This is a genomic window from Sphingomonas glaciei (genome assembly GCF_023380025.1).
Taxonomy (GTDB): domain Bacteria; phylum Pseudomonadota; class Alphaproteobacteria; order Sphingomonadales; family Sphingomonadaceae; genus Sphingomicrobium; species Sphingomicrobium glaciei.
Genome location: NZ_CP097253.1, coordinates 256,057 through 274,931, shown reverse-complemented (window position 1 = coordinate 274,931; position 18,875 = coordinate 256,057). Strand labels below are relative to the sequence as shown.

Sequence of the window (18,875 nt, the reverse complement as noted above, 5' to 3'; positions counted from 1 at the left end):
GCAATATGACCGACCGCCAGTTCAGCATGCTCATCGACGGCCAGCCCCACCCCGGGGCGGGATCGTTCGACGTCGTCAATCCGGCAACGGGGGAGCCGTTCGCGCGCTGCCCCAAGGCCGACGAAGCGGTGCTGAACCAGGCAGTCGCGGCGGCCAAGGCGGCCTTCCCGGCGTGGGCGACACGGCCGGCCGAGGAGCGGGCGGCTCTAGTCGTCAAACTGGCCAATGCGATCGAAGCCCGCGCCAGCGAGATCGCCAGCCTGCTCACCGCCGAGCAGGGCAAGCCGCTCGACCAGGCGATGTACGAGGCGATGGGCTCGACCTTCGTGCTGCGCGCCTTCGCGGCGATGCGGATCGAAGACCGGGTGCTGCGCGACGAGGGCGGCAACCAGGTGACCGAGCATCGCACCCCGCTCGGCGTCGTCGCGGCGATCATGCCGTGGAATTTCCCGATGATCCTGCTGATGAACAAGCTCGGCCCCGCGCTTGTCACCGGCAATACAATGGTCGCCAAGCCCGCGCCGACCACGCCGCTGACGACGCTGCTGATCGGCGAGATCGCCCGCGACATCCTGCCGCCGGGCGTGCTCAACATCATCTGCGACGAGAACGACCTGGGCGCGGCGCTGACCGCTCATCCCGACGTCGCCAAGGTCGCCTTCACCGGTTCCACCGCGACGGGCATCAAGGTGATGCAGAGCGGCGCCGCGGGGCTGAAGCGGATGACACTGGAGCTAGGCGGCAACGACGCTGCAATCGTCCTCGACGACGTTGATCCGGTCGAGGCCGCACGCAAGATCTATGGCGGGGCAATGGCCAATGCCGGGCAGATCTGCGTGGCGATCAAGCGCGCCTATGTCCCCACAGCCATGTACGACGCCTTCTGTGACGAACTCGCGCGGCTGGCCAGCGAGGCGGTGGTCGACGACGGCACCCGGCAGGGCGCGCAGATCGGCCCGGTCCAGAACCGCATGCAGTTCGACAAGATCCGCGCTCTGCTCGACCATGCCCGCGCCAATGGCACGATCTTGGCCGGCGGCGCACCGCTTGACCGACCGGGCTATTTCATCCCGCCGACCATCGTCCGCGACCTCGCCGACGACGCTCCTCTGGTCCGCGAGGAGCAGTTCGGGCCGGTCCTTCCGGTGATGCGCTACGATTCGATCGAAGAAGTGATCGCACGCACCAACGATAGCGAGCATGGGCTTGGCGGCTCGGTCTGGGGACGCGACCTCGAACGGGCGACGTCCGTTGCGCGGCAGGTCAACAGCGGCACCGTGTGGGTCAATCAGTATCTCGCGATCGACGCCAACATCCCGTTTCGCGGCGCCAAGATGTCGGGCATCGGCAGCGAGCTTGGCGAGGCGGGGCTGCACGAATATACCCAGGCGCACGTGATCAACGCCGTCGCTTTCGAGGCGAACGGATGGTGACCATCGCCACCACCCATGTCGGCAGCCTGCCGCGCGGCGATACGCTGACCCCCCTGCTGCTCGCGCGCGACGCGGGGGAGGCCTACGATGCCGATGCCTTCGACCGGGTCGTGCAGGCGGCGGTCGACGAGGCGGTGCAGGCTCAGGTCGCGGCCGGGGTGACGATCGTCAGCGACGGCGAGCTCGGCAAGGTCGGCTATTCGACCTACATGATCGAACGCCTGTCGGGCTTCGGCGGGCATGTCGAACGCAAGCCCGCGCTCGACCTCGCGCCGCTTCCCGAACTGCGCACGCGGCTGGCCGCGATCATGGGCACGCAGGAGTTCACGCGCGCCGCGTGCATCGGCGAGGTGACCCTGGTCGATCTGCAGCCGTTGCACGACGACATTCGGCGGTTCAAGTCATCGCTGGACCGGTTTGGTAGGGGCACGCGGGCCTTCATGAACTCGGCCTCGCCCGGCCTCATCACCGCCTTCCAGCCCAACCATTTCTACAAGACGCACGAGCAGTATCTGGCGGCGCTGGTCGATGCGATGCGGCCTGAATATGAAGCGATCGTCGCCGCCGGGCTGGAGCTTCAGCTCGACTGCCCCGACCTCGCCATGTCGCGGCACACCGGCTACCAGGAGATGGACGAGAGGGGCTTCCTCGCGACGATCGAAGCCAATGTCGAAGCGCTCAATGCCGCCACCGCTAACATCGCGCCCGAGAAGATGCGGATGCATGTCTGCTGGGGCAATTACGAAGGCCCGCACGACCATGACATTCCGGTCGAAAGGATCATGGACACCATCCTCAGGGCCCGCCCTGCGACCATCCTGTTCGAAGCCGCCAACCCGCGCCACGAGCATGAGTGGACGGTATGGCGGGATGCCCGGATCCCCGATCACAAGGTGCTCGCGCCGGGGCTGATCGACACCTGCTCCAATTACCTCGAGCATCCTGAACTGATCGCGCAGCGGCTGGAGCGGTTCATCGGCATCGTCGGAGCGGATCGGGTGGTCGCCAGTACCGACTGTGGGTTCGGCACCTTCGCAGGCTATGGCAAGATCGACCCCGCCGTCACCTGGAAGAAGCTGCGCGCGCTGCGCGAAGGCGCGGACCTGGCCTCGCGATGAGTCTGGACGGGCTCCACGTCGGCCGGACCGAAACGCATGTCGGATACGCCGTGCGCCAGGCGGTGATGGAGCTGCTCGAACGGTTCGGGATGACAACCATCTTCGGTAATCCCGGCTCGACCGAACTACCGATGTTCCGCGATTTTCCGGAGGGCTTCCGCTACATCCTCGGCCTGCAGGAATCGGTCGTTGTGGCGATGGCCGACGGCTTCGCGCAAGCGAGCGGCGCGGCAGCGCTGGTCAACCTGCACAGCTCGGCTGGCGTCGGCCATGCGATGGGCAATCTGTTCACCGCCTACCGCAACGGCACGCCCCTGGTCATCACCGCCGGTCAACAGGCCCGCTCGATGCTGCCCTACGCCCCATTCCTCCATGCCGAGCGTGCGACCGAATTGCCGCGGCCGTTCGTCAAATGGGCGATTGAGCCCGCCCGTGCGCAGGACGTGCCACAGGCGATCGCGCAGGCCTATCAAATCGCCATGCAGGCGCCGCGCGGACCGACCTTCGTCTCGATCCCGATCGACGATTGGGAGCAGCCGGCGCAGCCGGTCGCGGTCACCCGCCTCAGCGCCAAGGCGGCGCCCGATCCCCAAGCCATGGCGGAGGCGGCGGCCACGATCGCCAAGGCTTCCAGGATCGCCATCGTCGCCGGCACTGGAGTGGCCAGCAACAGCGCCCGCGACAACCTGCTCGCGCTGGCCGAGCGGATTGACGCCGATGTTTGGATCGCCCCGATGGCCGCCCGCAATCCGTTTCCCGAGGATCATCGGCTGTTCCGGGGCTTCCTGCCCGCGTCGCGCGAAGCGATCGTCCAGCGGCTGGACGGAGCGGACTGCATCCTGGTCCTCGGCGCGCCGGTGTTCACTTACCATGTCGAAGGCAGCGGCCCATTCGTCCCGCCGGGTGCGGCGCTGATCCAGATCGGCGATGATCCGGCGGAGGCCGCCCGGGTGCCAGAGGGAATAGCGATCGTCGCCGACCTTGCCCACGCGCTGAACGCCCTTGCCGGCCTGGCCCCTGCGCGTCCGCAAGGATCGAGCGTCCGCCGCGACCAACCGGCGCCCCCGCCTCCCAACGTCCTCACCGACACATTGCTGATGAGCCGGCTGGCGGCGCTTCGCCCGGCCGGCATTGCGGTCGTCGAGGAAGCACCCAGCACGCGCGGGCCGATGCACGACCACCTGCCGATGCTGGCCGGCGACGAATTCCACACCTGCGCCAGCGGCGGTCTTGGCCATGCCTTGCCGGCCGCGGTCGGCGTGGCGCTTGCCCGGCCCGATCGGCCGGTGCTGTGCCTGCTGGGCGACGGATCGGCAATGTATGCGATCCAGGGCATATGGTCTGCAGGCCACTATACAGCCGACGTCCGCTTCGTCATCGTCAACAACGGGGGCTATGCGGCACTCGACCAGTTCGGAGCGCTGTTCGGACTGGAAGCGGTGGGCAGCAAGATGCCCGGAATCGATTTCGTCGCCCTCGCCAAGGCGCAGGGCGTGCCGGGAGAATGCGTTTCGGATCCAGGTGATCTCGACCGTGCACTGACCGCGTTGTTTGCGGGTGCCGGGCCGAGGCTGCTTGAGGTCATTGTAGCGCGCGGGGGTGGCGACCCTCACGCGGACGATCACGCGCTTGAGGAACATAGGGGAGAAGCGTTATGAAGATCACCATCGGGACCTTGGCGGCCTTGCTCGCCTCCACCGGCGCGTGGGCCCAGACCACCGAGCCGACCGCGCCGCAGCCCGCCCCTGCGCCCGCCACCACCGAGGAAGCGACGACCGGCGATGCGGCCCCGGCCGACATCATCGTCACCGCCTCGCGGCGTTCGCAGTCGATCCAGGACGTGTCGATCGCGGTGACCGCGGTGGGGTCCGATCGGCTGGTCGGCAACCAGGTCAACAACCTCCAGGATCTGCAGACCATCGTTCCGGCGGTGAACTTCGGCAGCGACTTCAACCAGGCCAAGATCTTCATCCGCGGCGTCGGCGCCAACACCTCGACCACCGGCAGCTCGACCGGCGTCGCGCTGCACGTCGACGGCGCCTATGTCGCCCGCGCCGAAGCGCAGCTGACCTCGCTGTTCGACGTCGAGCGGGTCGAGGTGCTGCGCGGCCCGCAGGGCACGCTGTACGGCCGCAACGCGGTCGGCGGGTCGATCAACATCATCACCGCCAAGCCGACCCGCGACTTCGACGGCTATGCCCGCCTGTCTTACGGCAATTACAACGCGCTGGTCAGCGAGCTGGCGGTCGGCGGTCCGATCGTCCCTGGCATCCAGTTCCGCGTCGCCGGCAAGACCGAGAACCGCGACGGCTTCGGCGAGAACCCGGTATCGGGCAAGGACGTCGACGATCTCAACCGGCGGATGATCCGCGGCCAGCTCAAGTTCGATGTCGCGCCCGAGATCGACCTCTTGCTGAGCAGTGAATATTTCCGCCAGGACGACAGTTCGGGCGCGGTCCACTACCTGCGCGCCAGCTTCCCCGGCGTCGCCCGGCTAGCGCCGCTAGGCGTCGGAGGTTACGCCACCAAGCCACGCGATCTCGCCAGCGAGGATCAGCCCGGGACCAGCAGCAAGTCGCTGGCCTTCACCGGCACCTTGCGGGTCGGGCTGACCGACCAATTGTCGCTCACCAACATCGCCAACTACCGCGAGTTCAAATCGTCGCTGTTCCAGGACCTCGACCTGTCCGCGGTGCAGAACGGCTTCACTGTCAATGGGCAGCCGAGCACGATCCAAGAGCGGCGGATCGACAGCAAGCAGTATAGCAACGAGCTGCAGTTCACCTACGCCACGCGCTTCCTCAACGCGGTGGTCGGCGCCTATTATTTCCATGAGCGCCAGCGTCCGATCGACAGCGTCGGCTTCCGCCGCCGATCCGGATTGCCCAATACGCCGGCAATCCTGGCGCGCGACGGTATCCCGCTCGATCTCGCCTATCAGCTCTGCGGCTACGGTCCCGGCTCCATCACCGGCGGCTCCGCGGCGGTGACCCCGAAGCGGGTGTGCACCCGCTCCAACCTCGGGACCGAGGCCTATGCCCTGTTCGGCCAGGCGGTGATCGACTTCGGCCTGTTCAACGAGGGCATGGCGGGGCTTAGCCTGAAGCTGGGCGGCCGCTTCAGCCATGAAAAGGTCACGTCGGAGAATCCGGGTATCGTCATCCGCTACAATGCCGCGGCGCCGAACGGCGCACTGCCGACGTTGAACCCGACCGCTGCCGGCACCCATCGCGAGCGCACCTTTAAGGACTTCACGCCAGAAATCGGCCTTCAGTACGAGCCTTCGCGCGACCTCTTGCTCTATTATACCTATTCGGAGGGCTTCAAGGCGGGCTCGGGCGAGAATGCGTCGGGTTCGACAACCATTGTCGATCCTGAAACGGTCAAGAACCACGAGGTCGGCGTCAAGGCGTCGCTGATGGATCGTCGCTTGACCGTCAACGTCGCCGCCTACAGCTACAAGCTCGACGGGCTGCAGCTCAACAAGACCATCAGCGGCGGCCCGACCGGGTACACGACCATCTTCCAGAATGCCGCACGGACCTCGGCCAAGGGCGTCGAGCTAGAAGTGTTCGCCCGGCCGGTCGACACGCTGCGCTTCTCGGGCGGGCTGTCCTACACCGACAGCAAGTTCAAAGATTACATCACGATCGATCCGCTCAACCCGGCCAACGTCTCCGGCGGAACGCCGTACAATGCGGTGACCAACCCTGATCCGACGGCGTTCGGCGCGCCCGGCGGCGGCAATCTCCAGCTGGCTGGCAACCGCACGCGCAACACCCCGAAATGGGCCTGGAACGTGCATGGCGAGGCCGACCTGCCGTTCGCCGTGCCGGGCAGCGGCAAGCTGACCCTGCAGGGCGACGTCTCGCACAAAAGCCGGATCTATTTCTCCGAGTTCGAGCGTGAGATCGAGAGTTCGCCTTCTTACACCTTCGTCGATGCGGCGCTTGGCTATTCCAGCGGCGACGGCCGGATCCGCGCGCAGCTGTGGGCCAAGAACCTGTTCGACGTCGATCGCCCGTCCTCGACCTTCGCGCTGGCCACTGGTCGCCTGATCGGCGTCACCTACCTGCCGCCGCGGACCTACGGCGTCAGCCTCGGCTACAGCTTCTGAGCGGCCCGAAAAAAGACGGAATGGCAAGCGGCTCCACCCAGCCGCTTGCTGACCCGCACCGCGCGGAGATCGAACGGCAATGCGCGCGGCTGGTCCACGTCTACGCCAACGCCAATGACGCGGCGGATTGGGACAAGGTGGCGGCGCTTTATGCCGAAGATGGCGTGATGTTCCGCCCGACCGCTGCCGCCGACGGCGTCGCGGGGCGGGACCGCATCCTCGCCTCGCTGCGCGCCCGGCCGCCGCGCACGACCCGCCACGTCTGCGCCAATGTCGTCGTCGATGTGCTCAGCGAAACCGAAGCGACCGGCGAAAGCGCGATGCTGCTGTTCATCGGCAGCGCGAAGCCTCTGGTCGGCTCGTTTCACGACCGCTTCGTGCTGACCGACGAGGGCTGGCGTTTCGCGGAGCGCCGCGGCTCTCTGACCTTCGGTGCTTGAGAGGATGGCAGGCACCGCGGAGACTGGCTCGTCCGCATCGGTCAAGTCGGCGACCCGGACGCTCGACATCATCGAATATGTCGTGTCGCACAACCGCCCGCTGTTCGCTCAGGAGATTGCGGCGGCCCTCGCGATACCCGTCAGCAGCCTGTCCTACCTTCTCGCGACCCTGGTCGAGCGCGACTATCTGGTGCGCGAGGGCCGCCATTATCGTCCCGGCGCGGGCCTCGCCCGGCTCCAGAACCGCTCGCCCGAACTGGCGCTGACCCACCTCGTCGCACCGCTCGTGCGCACGCTGCGGTCCGAACTGAACGAGACCAGCAGCTTCTTCGTCGCACGCGGGTGGGAGGTCGAAGCGCTGGTAACCGAAACCAGCGAGCATGCCCTGCGCTATGCGGTGCAAATGGGAGCCCGGGCCCCCTTCCACGCCTTTGCTGCCGGCAAGGCCCTGCTCGCCGCGCTGACCGACGAGGATCTCGCCCGCTATTTCGCCGAAGCGGAGCGCGAGCGCTTCACCGCGACGACGGTGGTCGACGAACCGACCCTGCGCGCCGAAGTCACCGAGATCCGGACCTCCGGCATCGCGCGAACCAACGAGGAGCATACCCCCGGGATCAGGGGCTTCGGCCGCGCCCTCCGCATCGACGGGATTGTAGTCGGAGCCCTGAGTATCGCTATCCCCGTGGCCCGTCTCGATGAAGAGAGAGAGCATATAGTCGCCGACACACTCGTCCGGGTGACCAGCGCGACGACCTGACCCCGCTACCCAAGTCGCACGGCGCGAAGGCCCCTCCCCCTACCGCAGCGCCGATCCGTCAGAAATCCAAGTTGGCGCTTGCGTAATAATAAGTGCCGTTGAACCCGAATTGCCCCGCGTTGCGGGTATAGGGGGTCTGACCGTTCGAGTAGGAGCCGGCCTCTCCCACGTAGCCGAACCGCCGGGCATTCCACTTGTCCGGATAAGTGTCGAACAGGTTGTTCACCCCCACCGTCAACGAAAGCGGCTTGGCCACCTGATAGGTGCCCGCGAGGTCGACCAGGCCCTTACCGCTGAAGGTCTGGACGCAACGGTTCGTCGAATCGCAACTGACGTTCGGGTCGGCTGCGTTGAGACCGGTAGAGAACGCCTTGACGTTGCCGAAGTAGCTGACCCGCGCGGTCAGGGTGAAGCGGTCGATATCGACATTGGCGCTGGCGAGGATCTTGTTTCGCGGCTGCGCCACCTCGATGAGCTCGATGGCGGTGAGGCCGACCAGCGGCGCGGCGCGAACCGCGGCCGACGCACCGGCGATCAGGGCCGCAGGAGTCGCCTTCTGGCGTCGCACCTCGGTCTTGGCGTGGGTGCCTGCGAGCGTCAGACCGAGCCTTGCGCCGCCCGGAAGCGGTGCCTTGTACGTCAGCACCAGATCCGCTCCGCGTGTCCGCGTATCGATCTGATTGGTGAAGAAGCGGATTTCGCGCACACCCGGAAACAGGGCCGCGACCGCCGGATAGCTGGCGGTCAGGATACCGTCGGTGATCGCGATCCGGTCCTTGATATCGATCTGGAAGGCATCGAGCGTAGCGGTCAGCCGGCCGAATTCGCCGGTCATGCCGAGCGCGTAGCTGTCCGAGATCTCCGCCTTGGGATCGGGGACGCCAAGGGTCTTGAGGCGCGGATCGTCGGACGAGATCTGCTGGGTCTGCAGGATCAGTCCGTTCTGCACCGTCGAGGTGTTCACCCGGTTGCCGATCTGCGCCAGCGACGGCGCCCGGAACCCGCGATTGTAGCTGGCGCGAAGGCCCAGCATCTCGCTCAGCTTGAGGCGCCCGGCGAGCTTGCCCGACAGGTTTCCGCCAAAATCGCTGTATTTCTCGTAGCGAAGCGCACCAGTCAGCGAAGCGCTTCGGTGATGTCGGCCTCGATGTCGATGAATGCGCCAACATTGCTTCGGCTGAGGTCATTCTCGTCCTGCGGCGCATAACCCGGACGACCGTTGGAGCCCGATGCCTTGCCGCTCGCGGTCAGGGGCCCGATCGCATAGCTGGCCGGATCGCCGCGATCGACTTTGAAATTGTCGCGCCGCCATTGGACGCCCGCGGCGAGGTTCAGCGACTGGAGGCCGAAGGCGGTGCCGAAGTCCCGCGTCACCACCAGGTCGGCGACATGCTGTCCGAAGCTCGTGCGGCCGACGTAGAAATTCGTCGGGCTGGCCGCGCCGAGCGAGGCGTTGACGGTGTTCAGTGCATTCTGGTCGAGATGGTTGTGGCCGTAGCCGTAGCTTCCGTCGACCTTCCACGACCCGAGCTCGAAGCGAAGTCCGCCGAGAGCCGAATAGTCGATCGATCGACCGGGCAGCCGCGGAATATAGCCGTCCGGGAAGATGGTCAGCGCCGAGTTGGCGAAGGTGGCCGGTGCGCGGAAGAAGCCGAACGCGCGGATGTCCTTTCGCGAATAGCCGCCGAATGCATAAGCGGTCAGATTCTCGGACAGCGGCAGTTCGGAATTGACGAACCCCTGGTAGGTCCGGTTCTGGTTGGATCCGTAATTGCCGACCACGAAGGCGCCGTTCGCCGGATAGACGCCGCAATCCACCCGGGGGTTGGCGGTGGTGTAGGGGAAGGCCGCGGTCGGGCCGGTGAACGGGCTCGGCGCGGTGGGATAAAGCACACCGTCATACGGGTCCGAACGATTGGTCGCCTGCGAGCGGAAATATTCCAGCGTCAGGTTGATGAAACCACTGCCGCCAAGGCGCAGCCCCTGGTTGATCCCGGCCTTGACGGTGAAGCCGTCGCCCGCGTCGTGGATACCCGAGGTGAGGCTGGCGCGGGTGCCGCTTGCATTGTCGGCAAGGGTCAGATTGATGACGCCCGCAATTGCGTCCGAGCCATATTGCGCGGCGGCGCCATCGCGCAGCACCTCGATCCGCTTGACCGCCATGCTGGGCAGCGCATTCAGGTCGCTGACCACGGTTCCGAGGCCCGGCGAGACATTGAGGTTGAGCGCGGAGAATTGATGGCGGCGCTTGCCATTGACCAGCAGCAGCACCTGATCGGGCGACATCCCGCGAAGCGACGCCGGGTCGGCGAAGTTGGTCGCCCCGTTGATTCCGAACTTGGAGGAATTGAACGATGGCGAAGTGAACTGGACCTGCTGGCCGAGGTCGGTCTGGCCAGTGCTGGCAAGCTCTTCGGCGCTGACGACGTCGACCGCGACCGGACGCTCGACATCGGTACGCGGCCGTCCGCGCGAGCCGATGACGGTGATTTCCTGTTCGGTCGGTACCTCTGCAGCCGGCTCGGCGGCGGAAGCGGCTGGCGCCGGCACGGGCGCCGGTCCAGCAGATTGCGCTTGCGCGGTCGCCGCGCTGAAGAGGCAGAAGCCGGACACTCCTGCGAGCAGGGCCCGAATCTTGATCGTGCGGTCCAATGTTTCCTCCCTGTTATCGTGTCGAAATCGTCAGTCGATTGGCGCTGACTGAGTGAGCTCGCGCTCGCTGGGCCAATCGTCGTCGATCGTCGTCTTCGGATTCTTCAGCACTGCTTGCAGGCGGTCATTGTCGAGGTCGCCTTCCCACCGCGCGATCACGATGGTCGCCACCGCATTGCCGATGAAATTGGTGATCGCCCGGCACTCGCTCATGAAGCGGTCGACACCGAGGATGAGGGCGATCCCGGCGACCGGCACGCTGGGCATGATCGACAGCGTCGCGGCCAGGGTGATGAAGCCCGCGCCGGTCACCCCCGCGGCACCTTTCGAGCTGATCATCGCCACGCCGAGCAATGCGAACTGCTGCCCCCACGACAGCTCGACCCCCGTCGCCTGGGCGATGAACAGCGCCGCCAGCGTCATGTAGATGTTGGTGCCGTCAAGGTTGAACGAATAGCCGGTCGGGACCACGATCCCGACCACCGGCTTGGCGACACCCGCCCGCTCCATCTTGTTCATCAGGCCGGGCAGCGCCGGCTCCGAAGAGGAGGTACCGAGCACCAGCAGCAACTCCTCGCGCAGGTAGCGGAGCAGCCCGAACAGCGAGAAGCCGGCGGCCCGGGCGATCAGGCCAAGGATGACCACCACGAAAAAGGCTGACGTCAGGTAGAAGGTCGCGACCAGTTGCCCGAGGTTGAGGAGCGTACCGACGCCATATCTGCCGATGGTGAAGGCCATGGCTGCAAAGGCGCCGAGCGGTGCGATACGCATCACGATCGCGACCAGCTTGAAGACCACGATCGACAGCGATTCAGCGAACGCGAGAACCGGCTTGCCGACCTCGCCGACCATTGCCAGCGCGACTCCGAACAGCACCGCGACGAGCAGCACCTGGAGCACCGAGCCGTCAGTCAGCGCGGATAGTACAGTGGTCGGTACGATATCGAGGATGAAGCCGGTAATCGTCGATTTCTCGGCCTGCGTGGCATAGCCGGCGACCGCGCTCGCATCGAGCGTCGAGGGATCGACGTTCATGCCCGCGCCTGGCTGGACGATGTTGGCGACGATAAGGCCGATCACCAGCGCGAGGCTGGAAACCGCAAAGAAATAGGCCATCGCCCGGCCGGCCACCCGGCCGACCTCAGATACTTGGGTCAAGGCACCGATGCCCGTCACGATCGTCAGGAAGATGACGGGCGCGATGATCATCTTGACCAGGCTGACGAACAACTTGGCGATCCATTCGAGCTGCGCGCCGAAAGCCGGCCAGACGATGCCGACGGTCACCCCGGCGGCAATCCCCAGAAGGACCTGGACGTATAATTGTCCAATCAGTCGACCTTTCGGCCCGGCGTGAGGCGCCGCGACCGTGTTCACGGGAATAGCGATACTGGACCCCTCCTCGAGTCCACCCGAGCATATGCCAACGGGAAGACGGTGCAATGAGGCGCAAGACCCTCTCAAGCCATTGTAAGGATTGCATCTTTTGCGGAAGGCGCTCGCCGTTGTGCGGGATTTCGCACAAAATCATGGTTCTTGTGCCGCGGGCGGCTAGGGTGAGCCGGTGGAGAATGGCTCGACGGCGCGCCGGCGGATCCTGATGGCGCTTGCGATGGTGGCGGCGTTCGGCGCGCTGCTGTGGGTTGCGCAGCGCATCGCCGTCGATCGGGCCGTGGCGCAGGAGCGCCAGCGGCTGACTACGGTTGCCACCCTCGCCGCTGCGAATTTCTCGCGGCAGATCGACATGTTCGAACTGGTCGCCACCACCCTCTCCGCCGATCCCGAAGTCGGCCGAGTACTCGAACGGGGCGAGCCGCTTGCGATCGAGCGCTTGAATGCCCGCCTGGCGACGCTCAGTGCCCGGCTTGAAACCTCCGTCATCTATCTGATGGACAGCACGGGCAAGACGGTTGTCAGTAGCAACTGGCGGCAGCGCGACAGCTTCGTCGGCGAGAATTACGCCTTTCGACGTTATTTCACGCAGGCCATGGCCGAAGGCGCGTCGAGCCAGTTCGGGCTCGGCACGCGAAGCCGCATTCCGGGCTTGTTCCTGGGTCGAAGGATCGTCGCCGGCAATGGCGCAAATGGCGTGCTGGTGGTCAAGATCCGATTCGATCGGATCGAACGGGAATGGGCGCGAACCATCGGGGCGGCCTTCGTTACCGACCAGGATGGCGTGATCCTGGTGACCAGCAGCCCCGGCCTTCGCTTTCGCTCCTTGCGCCCGCTCGCTCCGGAACGGCGGGTGGCGATCCGGGCAGGTCTACCGGTCGAGGATATGCCGCTGACGATCCACCCGGACTATGCCGCCAAGCAGGTCATGCTCGACGACCGGTGGCGGGGCGAAAGGCTGCTGGGCGTCAGCGTACCGGCGACCCCGCCTTTTCAGATGTGGACGCTGGGCCGCATCGACGCGGCAGCGAGGGGCGCGCGGAACAGCGCTCTCCTGTTGATGGCGCTTATGGCGGCAGTGACTGCTGCGGCCTATCTGGGACTGTCCACGCGTCGCCGCCTTACGGCTGCGCGGGCCCGCGAAGAAGAACAGACGCGGGCGGAAGAACTGAAGAACCGGCTCGAACAGGCCAATCGCCTGTCGCTCTTGGGTCAGGTTGCCGCCGGCGTCGGGCATGAGATCAACCAGCCGATCGCCGCCATCAGCATGCGCGCGGGCAGCGCCTCCAGGCTGATCGATGCTGCCCGCCTCGACGAGGCGAAGGCGGCGATGACGGACATCGAACGGCTGATCCATCGGCTCGGACGGATTACCGGCGAATTGCGCAACTTCTCGCGTCGATCGGAACGCAAGCTCGAGCCGGTCCGGCTGGATGACGCGATCGAAGGCCTGACCCTGCTGCTCGGCGACTCCCTGCGCCGGCGGGAGGCAATTCTCGAGGTGCCGCGAGCCGACCCCGCCCTTGTCGTCATGGCCGAACAGGTCAGGCTCGAGCAGGTGCTCGTCAATCTTGTTCGCAACGCCCTCGAGGCGGGCGGCCATGGCATGTGGATCTGGATCGAGGCGACTGCCGCCAGGGAGACGATCCGGCTCAAGGTCAGCAACGATGGCCAGCCTATCCCACCCGAAGTGCGCAGCCAATTGTTCCAGCCGTTCACATCGACCAAGACCGATGGGCTTGGTCTCGGGTTGCTGATCAGCCGTGACATCGTGTCGGAATTCGGCGGCCGCCTGTCGCTGCTCGACGATGAAGACGGTCGCACAACCTTCTGCATCGAACTGAGAAGAGCCGGATGAGTTACGACTGCAACCTGGTCGCCGTGGTCGACGACGATCACGATTTGAGGGCCTCGCTGGTCCAGGCGCTCCAGCTTGACGGTTTAAGAGTGGTCGACTTTCCCGACGGCAATGCGGCTGCCAGGCGGATCACCCGGGACTTTCCCGGCATGGTGATCACAGATCTGCGGATGCCCGGACTGGATGGAACGGCCCTGTTCGCGCGGCTCCACGATCTCGACCCCGATCTGCCCGTGGTGGTGATCACCGGGCATGGGGATGTGCACACGGCCGTGGATCTGATGCGTCGCGGCGCCTACGACTTTCTGCCCAAGCCGTTCAGCACCGACCAGCTTCTCTCGACCGTTCGCAGAGCCCTAGAGAAACGTGCGCTGGCCCTGGAAAATCGGACACTTCGGGCGGGTGCAGGCGACGGGCACGGCAAGGAATTGCTCGGCACTTCGGACATCATTGCGCGTGTCCGCGCCGCGCTGGGGCAGATTGCGGCGACCGACCGACACGTCTTGCTGCTCGGCGAGACGGGTACCGGAAAAAGCCGATGCGCCGCGCTTTTGCACGGTATGTCGCGGCGATCAGAGCAGCCTTGCATCACCGTCGATTGCGGCGGACTTCCGGCGCGCGATCTGGGTGTGCACCTGTTCGGCTGCGTCAGCGGTGCGGTTCCGGGCGCGACACTGCCGCGCACTGGAATGCTTCGCCGAGCGGGAGGCGGGACGGTCGTGCTCGATCGTATCGAGCGGCTTCCGGCCGAACTACAGCCACCCATCCTGCAACTGCTCGACAGCGACAGCGCGACCCCGGTGGGGGGCTCGCCTCCTCTCCCGATAGAAGCGAGGATCATCGCAACCGCCGACCCTGCTCTGACGTCGGCCGTAGACGAGGGCAGGTTCAGCAGCGCGCTGTTCCATCGTCTCAAGGGTGTGACGATCGAATTGCCCCCGCTTAGGGACCGGCCCGAAGACGTGTTACCGCTGTTCGGAGCCTTTGTGCGCGAAGCGGCCCGAAACGCCAATGTCTCGGTCCCGGACATCACTCACCACTTCAGCGCCAGATTGCGCGCTCACCGCTGGCCAGGCAACGTCCGCGAACTGCAGTCGCTGGCTGATGAAGTCGTCCTCGGCCTAGGGGGGTCGCCGGGGAGCACCCTGCCGCAGGACAAGGGGCTGCGCGAGGCCGTTGCGCGGTTCGAGGCGGACTATATCCGATCGGTGCTGAGCGAGGCGGGCGGTGACGTGGAAGCAGCGAGGATGCAGCTCGATCTGCCGCGCAAGACCCTGTACGACAAGATGGCCCGCCATGGCCTGGTCCCAGCCGAATTTCGTCGCCGCTGAACCGCGGGGCGCGAATTGATACACCCCGGAACGGCCAGGCCACTCGCGGCGGCCTTAGGGTACTGATCGAAATGACATGCGGTGGCTGGACTGCGGCCCACCTTGGGCAATTCTGGCTGGTAGCACTTGCAAAAGGAGGGTTGATCGTCTTGGTGTTGGCCGATGTCCAATGTGAGGCGCGCCTTTCCTTGCCAGCAGATCGCTCGGTTCTGCCTGGTTCGCAGATAGTGCAAGCGCCCACTCTTCCGCGCCGGAATAAAGTGCCCGATCGTCATTCCTCCGCCCGCTTCCGGCTACGGCAGGGCACCGCCGACTGCCACGAGCGCGTCGACGCGGCCTTTTCCGCCGTCGATCTCGGTAGCCGCGCCGGCTACGGGCAATTCCTGCTCGCCCAGGCGGCCGCCTTTTTTCCGGCCGAGCAAGTCCTCGAAGCCGCCGGAATCGACCAGCTGCTTCCCGACTGGGATCATCGGCGGCGGTCCCATCTCCTCGCCCAGGACCTGATCGATCTCGGCCTACCGGTCCCGGAAGGACTGATGGTGCCGGTGGTCACCGGCGGGCCTGCCATGCTGGGATGGGCCTATGTCCTGGAGGGATCCCGCCTCGGGGGCAAATTGCTTCGGCGGGAGGTGGCGGCAGAATTGCCGGTCGCTTTCCTCTCCGACAATTATCCCGCTGCCTGGTCGACAATCGTCGCCGTGCTCGACGAGCAACTCACCGAAGGCCCTGCGATAGACCAGGCCATCGAATCCGCCCGTTCGCTGTTCGCCCTGTTCGAGCAAAGCGCGCAGCACATGAATGTCAGAAGGATTGCTGACGTTGCCTAACGACGAACGTGTCGACCTCACCAATTGTGATCGTGAGCCCATCCACATCTTGGGTGCGATCCAGAGTGTCGGTTTCCTGCTGGCCCTAACCGCCGACTGGATCGTCGCCCGCGCGTCGGCGAACGTCAGCGAGTATCTCGGTCGCACGCCCGAACAGTTGATCGGCGAACCACTCGCCCAGCTCCTGTCGCCCAAGGTCATGCATGACCTGCGCAATCGGACAGCGATGCTGCGCGGACCCGACGCGACCGAGCGAATGTTCGGCTGCGTCCTTGTGGAAGGCAGACAGCCGTTCGACATCTCGATCCATTTCTCGAACGGACAGGTGGTCATCGAATGCGAGCCCGCCTCCGGTGAGCCGAGCGACGCCAGCGGCACGGTCCGCTCGATGATCTCGCGCCTCGACCAGTGTCCCGACCTGCAGACCTTTTTCCGCGAAGGGGCGCGGCAGGTTCGGGCGCTCGTCGGGTTCGACCGGGTCATGGTCTACAAGTTCGCGCCCGACGGATCCGGCGAAGTGGTGGCGGAAGCCGTGCGCGGCGGGATCGGCAAGTTCCTCGGCCTTCGCTATCCGGCAAGCGACATTCCGGTGCAGGCCCGCAAGCTCTACGAACGTAACCTCCTGCGGGTGATCGCCGACGTCAATGCCGAGCCGGTGCCGATTGTCCCCCCGCTGGACGAGCATGGCACGCCGCTCGACCTCTCGCTCTCCACGCTGCGGGCGGTGTCGCCCATCCACATCGAATATCTCAAGAACATGGGCGTCGATGCCTCCATGTCGATCTCGATCCTGGTCGACGGCAAATTGTGGGGCCTGTTCGCCTGCCACCATTATTCGCCGCGCTGCCCGTCGTTCGAGCGCCGCTCGATCACCGAGCTGTTCGCCCAGATGTTCTCGATGCGCCTCGAAAGCTTCGAGCGACAGGCGACCGTCCTCTACGAGCGGCGCGCGCGCGACATCTCAGACCAGCTGCTCGGCGCCGTCGCATCGGACGAGACGCTGCTCAAGGACCCCGACTGGCTGGGCGACATCCTCACCAACGCCATCCCCGCCGATGGCGTCGGCGTGTGGATCAACGGCAGCTTTGCGTTTTCGGGCATGACCCCCGAGGCCGACGATTTCCGAAGGATCATCCGGGCGCTCAACGGAACCGCATCTGGCAAGGTCTTTGCGACCGATCAGATCTCGTCATTCGTAGAGGGGGCCGAGGCTTTTTCCTCGGCCGCCTCCGGCCTGCTCGCCATTCCCATTTCGCGTGCGCCGCGTGACTATGTCGTCCTGTTCCGTTCCGAGCTGGTACGCTCGGTGCGCTGGGCCGGCGATCCGCACAAGCCGGTCGAATATGGCCCCAATGGCCCGCGCCTGACTCCGCGCGAGAGTTTCGCCGAGTGGCAGGAACTGGTCCGCGGACGCTCGCTGCCCTTCTCGCCGTCGGAAGTGCGGGTCGCCGAAACGCTGCGCGCCACGCTGATCGAAGTGGTGCTGCGGCTGGCGGACGATGCCTCGGCCGAACGGCAGCGCGCAAGCGCCCGGCAGGAACTGCTCATCGCCGAGCTCAACCACCGGGTTCGCAACATTTTGGGGGTGATCCGCGGACTTATCCGCCAGTCGCAGCCCTCCGACCCGGCGGTGAAGGAATTCGTGGCGGTGGTGGACGGCCGGATCCATGCCCTGGCCCGCGCCCACAACCAGATCACCGACGATCATTGGGGCCCGGCTCCCCTGCGCGCCCTGATCGACGCGGAAGCGCGTGCCTATATCGAGCCTCAGGAGCGGATCACTGTCGCCGGTGAGCCGGTCATGCTCAATCCGCAGGCCTATTCGACCATGGCGCTAGTGCTGCACGAACTCGTCACCAACTCGACCAAATATGGCAGCCTGTCCGGCGACGGCCGGGTGATGATCGGGTGGGACCGCAACGAAGCCGGCGATCTCGTCCTGACATGGGAAGAGCGTGACGGTCCGCCCGTCACCGCGCCGACCCGCCGCGGTTTCGGCACCACCATCATCGGCAAGTCGGTACCCTATGACCTTGGAGGTACCGCCACGATCGACTATGCGCCCGCCGGCCTCCAGGCCTCGTTCCGGATCCCCGCGCGCCACGTGTCGGAGCAGCCGAAGACGATTTCGGGCGCTCCGATTCGCTATCCCCGTCCCTCTCTCGGTCATCCGACCGAGCCGCCGGAACCCATGCTGACCGGGCTGAACGTTCTCCTGGTCGAGGACAGCCTGATCATCGCGCTCGATGCCGAGGACGTCCTGCAGCGCCTCGGGGCGGACAGCATCGCCACTGCCGGTACCGTCGAGGCGGCACTGGACTCGATCGACGCCAATCGTCCGGCGCTGGCCATGCTCGACATCAACCTTGGCGATCGCAACAGCTTCCCGGTCGCCGACCGGCTGTTGGAACTCGGCATCCCGTTCCTCTTCGCGACCGGCTATGGCGAACAGGCGCAGCTGCCGATGGAGCATCGCAACCAGATCATCGTCCAGAAACCCTACACGCTCGAGAATGTCGCGCGCGCGGTCAGCGATCTGGTCGGAACAAGGATTCCAGCCGCCCAAGCTTAAGCGGTGGTGGCGGGTTCGGCCGGGAAGCCATTCGGTCCTAGCAGTGAGAACTGATTCAGAACTCGCGGAGGCCGGCACTCCGCCGTTAGCCGGCCTCTGCAGACCAAACTTCACGCAGCAACCTGTTCAATTGAACAAAGGGCCACTGGTACAAACTAGGCCGCCCTAGATAGGGAAAATGGTGGGCGTGGCAAGGATTGAACTTGCGACCCCTGCGATGTCAACACAGTGCAAGCCAGTGTCACACCACCACATCACCCCGGAAAAGCCCAGAAAAGCAAGGCTTCCTGACACTCGCTGGGTCAGCGACTAACCCGGTGCCGGGCGGGATTGCAAGCCTCAGTGTGTTCAGTTTGTGTTGGCTGCGGACCCAGCGGC

At 65.6% G+C, this 18,875-nt stretch carries 13 protein-coding genes and 1 tRNA gene; 10 read left to right on the top strand and 4 right to left on the bottom strand.

The window, feature by feature from the left end; translation table 11 throughout:
• Nucleotides 1-5: 5 nt before the first annotated feature.
• The 6 genes from M1K48_RS01260 to M1K48_RS01235 are packed head-to-tail and all read left to right on the top strand — an operon-like array spanning nt 6 to nt 7,865.
• Nucleotides 6-1,433 carry an aldehyde dehydrogenase family protein gene (locus M1K48_RS01260; RefSeq protein WP_249504082.1) on the top strand — a complete coding sequence of 476 codons (1,428 nt, stop codon included), beginning with the start codon at nt 6-8 and terminating at the stop codon, nt 1,431-1,433.
• Nucleotides 1,430-2,551, top strand: coding sequence for a cobalamin-independent methionine synthase II family protein (locus M1K48_RS01255; protein WP_249505291.1), 1,122 nt, complete (start codon nt 1,430-1,432; stop codon nt 2,549-2,551). The genes M1K48_RS01260 and M1K48_RS01255 overlap by 4 nt, the downstream gene beginning before the upstream one ends.
• Nucleotides 2,548-4,209 carry a benzoylformate decarboxylase gene (gene mdlC / locus M1K48_RS01250; RefSeq protein ID WP_249504081.1) on the top strand — a complete coding sequence of 554 codons (1,662 nt, stop codon included), beginning with the start codon at nt 2,548-2,550 and terminating at the stop codon, nt 4,207-4,209. The genes M1K48_RS01255 and mdlC overlap by 4 nt, the downstream gene beginning before the upstream one ends.
• Nucleotides 4,206-6,668 carry a TonB-dependent receptor gene (locus M1K48_RS01245; RefSeq protein WP_249504080.1) on the top strand — a complete coding sequence of 821 codons (2,463 nt, stop codon included), beginning with the start codon at nt 4,206-4,208 and terminating at the stop codon, nt 6,666-6,668. The genes mdlC and M1K48_RS01245 overlap by 4 nt, the downstream gene beginning before the upstream one ends.
• 20 nt (nt 6,669-6,688) lie before the next feature.
• The gene (locus M1K48_RS01240) at nt 6,689-7,108 is read left to right on the top strand and encodes a nuclear transport factor 2 family protein (RefSeq protein WP_249504079.1); all 420 of its coding nucleotides are present in this window, start codon (nt 6,689-6,691) and stop codon (nt 7,106-7,108) included.
• A gap of 4 nt (nt 7,109-7,112) precedes the next feature.
• Nucleotides 7,113-7,865, top strand: a complete 753-nt coding sequence (locus M1K48_RS01235) for an IclR family transcriptional regulator (RefSeq protein WP_249504078.1) — start codon at nt 7,113-7,115, stop codon at nt 7,863-7,865.
• A gap of 58 nt (nt 7,866-7,923) precedes the next feature.
• Here M1K48_RS01235 and M1K48_RS01230 read toward each other — a convergent pair whose 3' ends face one another.
• The 3 genes from M1K48_RS01230 to dctA are packed head-to-tail and all read right to left on the bottom strand — an operon-like array spanning nt 7,924 to nt 11,894.
• Nucleotides 7,924-8,937, bottom strand: a complete 1,014-nt coding sequence (locus M1K48_RS01230; RefSeq protein ID WP_249505290.1) for a TonB-dependent receptor domain-containing protein — start codon at nt 8,935-8,937, stop codon at nt 7,924-7,926.
• Between the two features lie 44 nt (nt 8,938-8,981).
• A complete protein-coding gene (locus tag M1K48_RS01225) occupies nt 8,982-10,517 on the bottom strand; it encodes a TonB-dependent receptor plug domain-containing protein (RefSeq protein WP_249504077.1) in 1,536 nt (511 codons plus the stop codon).
• Between the two features lie 30 nt (nt 10,518-10,547).
• Nucleotides 10,548-11,894: a C4-dicarboxylate transporter DctA gene (dctA, locus tag M1K48_RS01220; RefSeq protein ID WP_249504076.1), complete on the bottom strand. Its 1,347-nt coding sequence runs from the start codon at nt 11,892-11,894 to the stop codon at nt 10,548-10,550.
• A gap of 187 nt (nt 11,895-12,081) precedes the next feature.
• Here dctA and M1K48_RS01215 point away from each other — a divergent pair, with 187 nt between their 5' ends.
• The 4 genes from M1K48_RS01215 to M1K48_RS01200 all read left to right on the top strand — a co-directional run bounded on the left by M1K48_RS01215 (nt 12,082) and on the right by M1K48_RS01200 (nt 18,497).
• Nucleotides 12,082-13,767 carry a sensor histidine kinase gene (locus M1K48_RS01215; RefSeq protein ID WP_249504075.1) on the top strand — a complete coding sequence of 562 codons (1,686 nt, stop codon included), beginning with the start codon at nt 12,082-12,084 and terminating at the stop codon, nt 13,765-13,767.
• A 23-nt stretch (nt 13,768-13,790) separates the two neighbouring features.
• Nucleotides 13,791-15,098 (top strand): sigma-54-dependent transcriptional regulator, encoded by a 1,308-nt coding sequence (locus M1K48_RS01210; RefSeq protein ID WP_249504074.1) that lies wholly within the window; start codon nt 13,791-13,793, stop codon nt 15,096-15,098.
• Between the two features lie 260 nt (nt 15,099-15,358).
• Nucleotides 15,359-15,925 carry a biliverdin-producing heme oxygenase gene (locus M1K48_RS01205; RefSeq protein ID WP_249504073.1) on the top strand — a complete coding sequence of 189 codons (567 nt, stop codon included), beginning with the start codon at nt 15,359-15,361 and terminating at the stop codon, nt 15,923-15,925.
• Nucleotides 15,897-18,497, top strand: a complete 2,601-nt coding sequence (locus tag M1K48_RS01200; protein WP_249504072.1) for an HWE histidine kinase domain-containing protein — start codon at nt 15,897-15,899, stop codon at nt 18,495-18,497. The genes M1K48_RS01205 and M1K48_RS01200 overlap by 29 nt, the downstream gene beginning before the upstream one ends.
• Before the next feature lie 179 nt (nt 18,498-18,676).
• On the opposite strand, the gene M1K48_RS01195 is transcribed toward M1K48_RS01200, so the two are convergent.
• Nucleotides 18,677-18,757: transfer RNA gene (locus M1K48_RS01195), tRNA-Val, on the bottom strand.
• Nucleotides 18,758-18,875 lie beyond the last annotated feature (118 nt).

Excerpts from the sequence above, each read along its gene's own strand:
- M1K48_RS01260 (WP_249504082.1), top strand. The coding sequence starts at position 6 with ATGACCGACCGCCAGTTCAGCATGCTCATCGACGGCCAGCCCCACCCC.
- mdlC (WP_249504081.1), top strand. The coding sequence starts at position 2,548 with ATGAGTCTGGACGGGCTCCACGTCGGCCGGACCGAAACGCATGTCGGA.
- M1K48_RS01245 (WP_249504080.1), top strand. The coding sequence starts at position 4,206 with ATGAAGATCACCATCGGGACCTTGGCGGCCTTGCTCGCCTCCACCGGC.
- M1K48_RS01240 (WP_249504079.1), top strand. The coding sequence starts at position 6,689 with ATGGCAAGCGGCTCCACCCAGCCGCTTGCTGACCCGCACCGCGCGGAG.
- M1K48_RS01235 (WP_249504078.1), top strand. The coding sequence starts at position 7,113 with ATGGCAGGCACCGCGGAGACTGGCTCGTCCGCATCGGTCAAGTCGGCG.
- M1K48_RS01200 (WP_249504072.1), top strand. The coding sequence starts at position 15,897 with ATGTCAGAAGGATTGCTGACGTTGCCTAACGACGAACGTGTCGACCTC.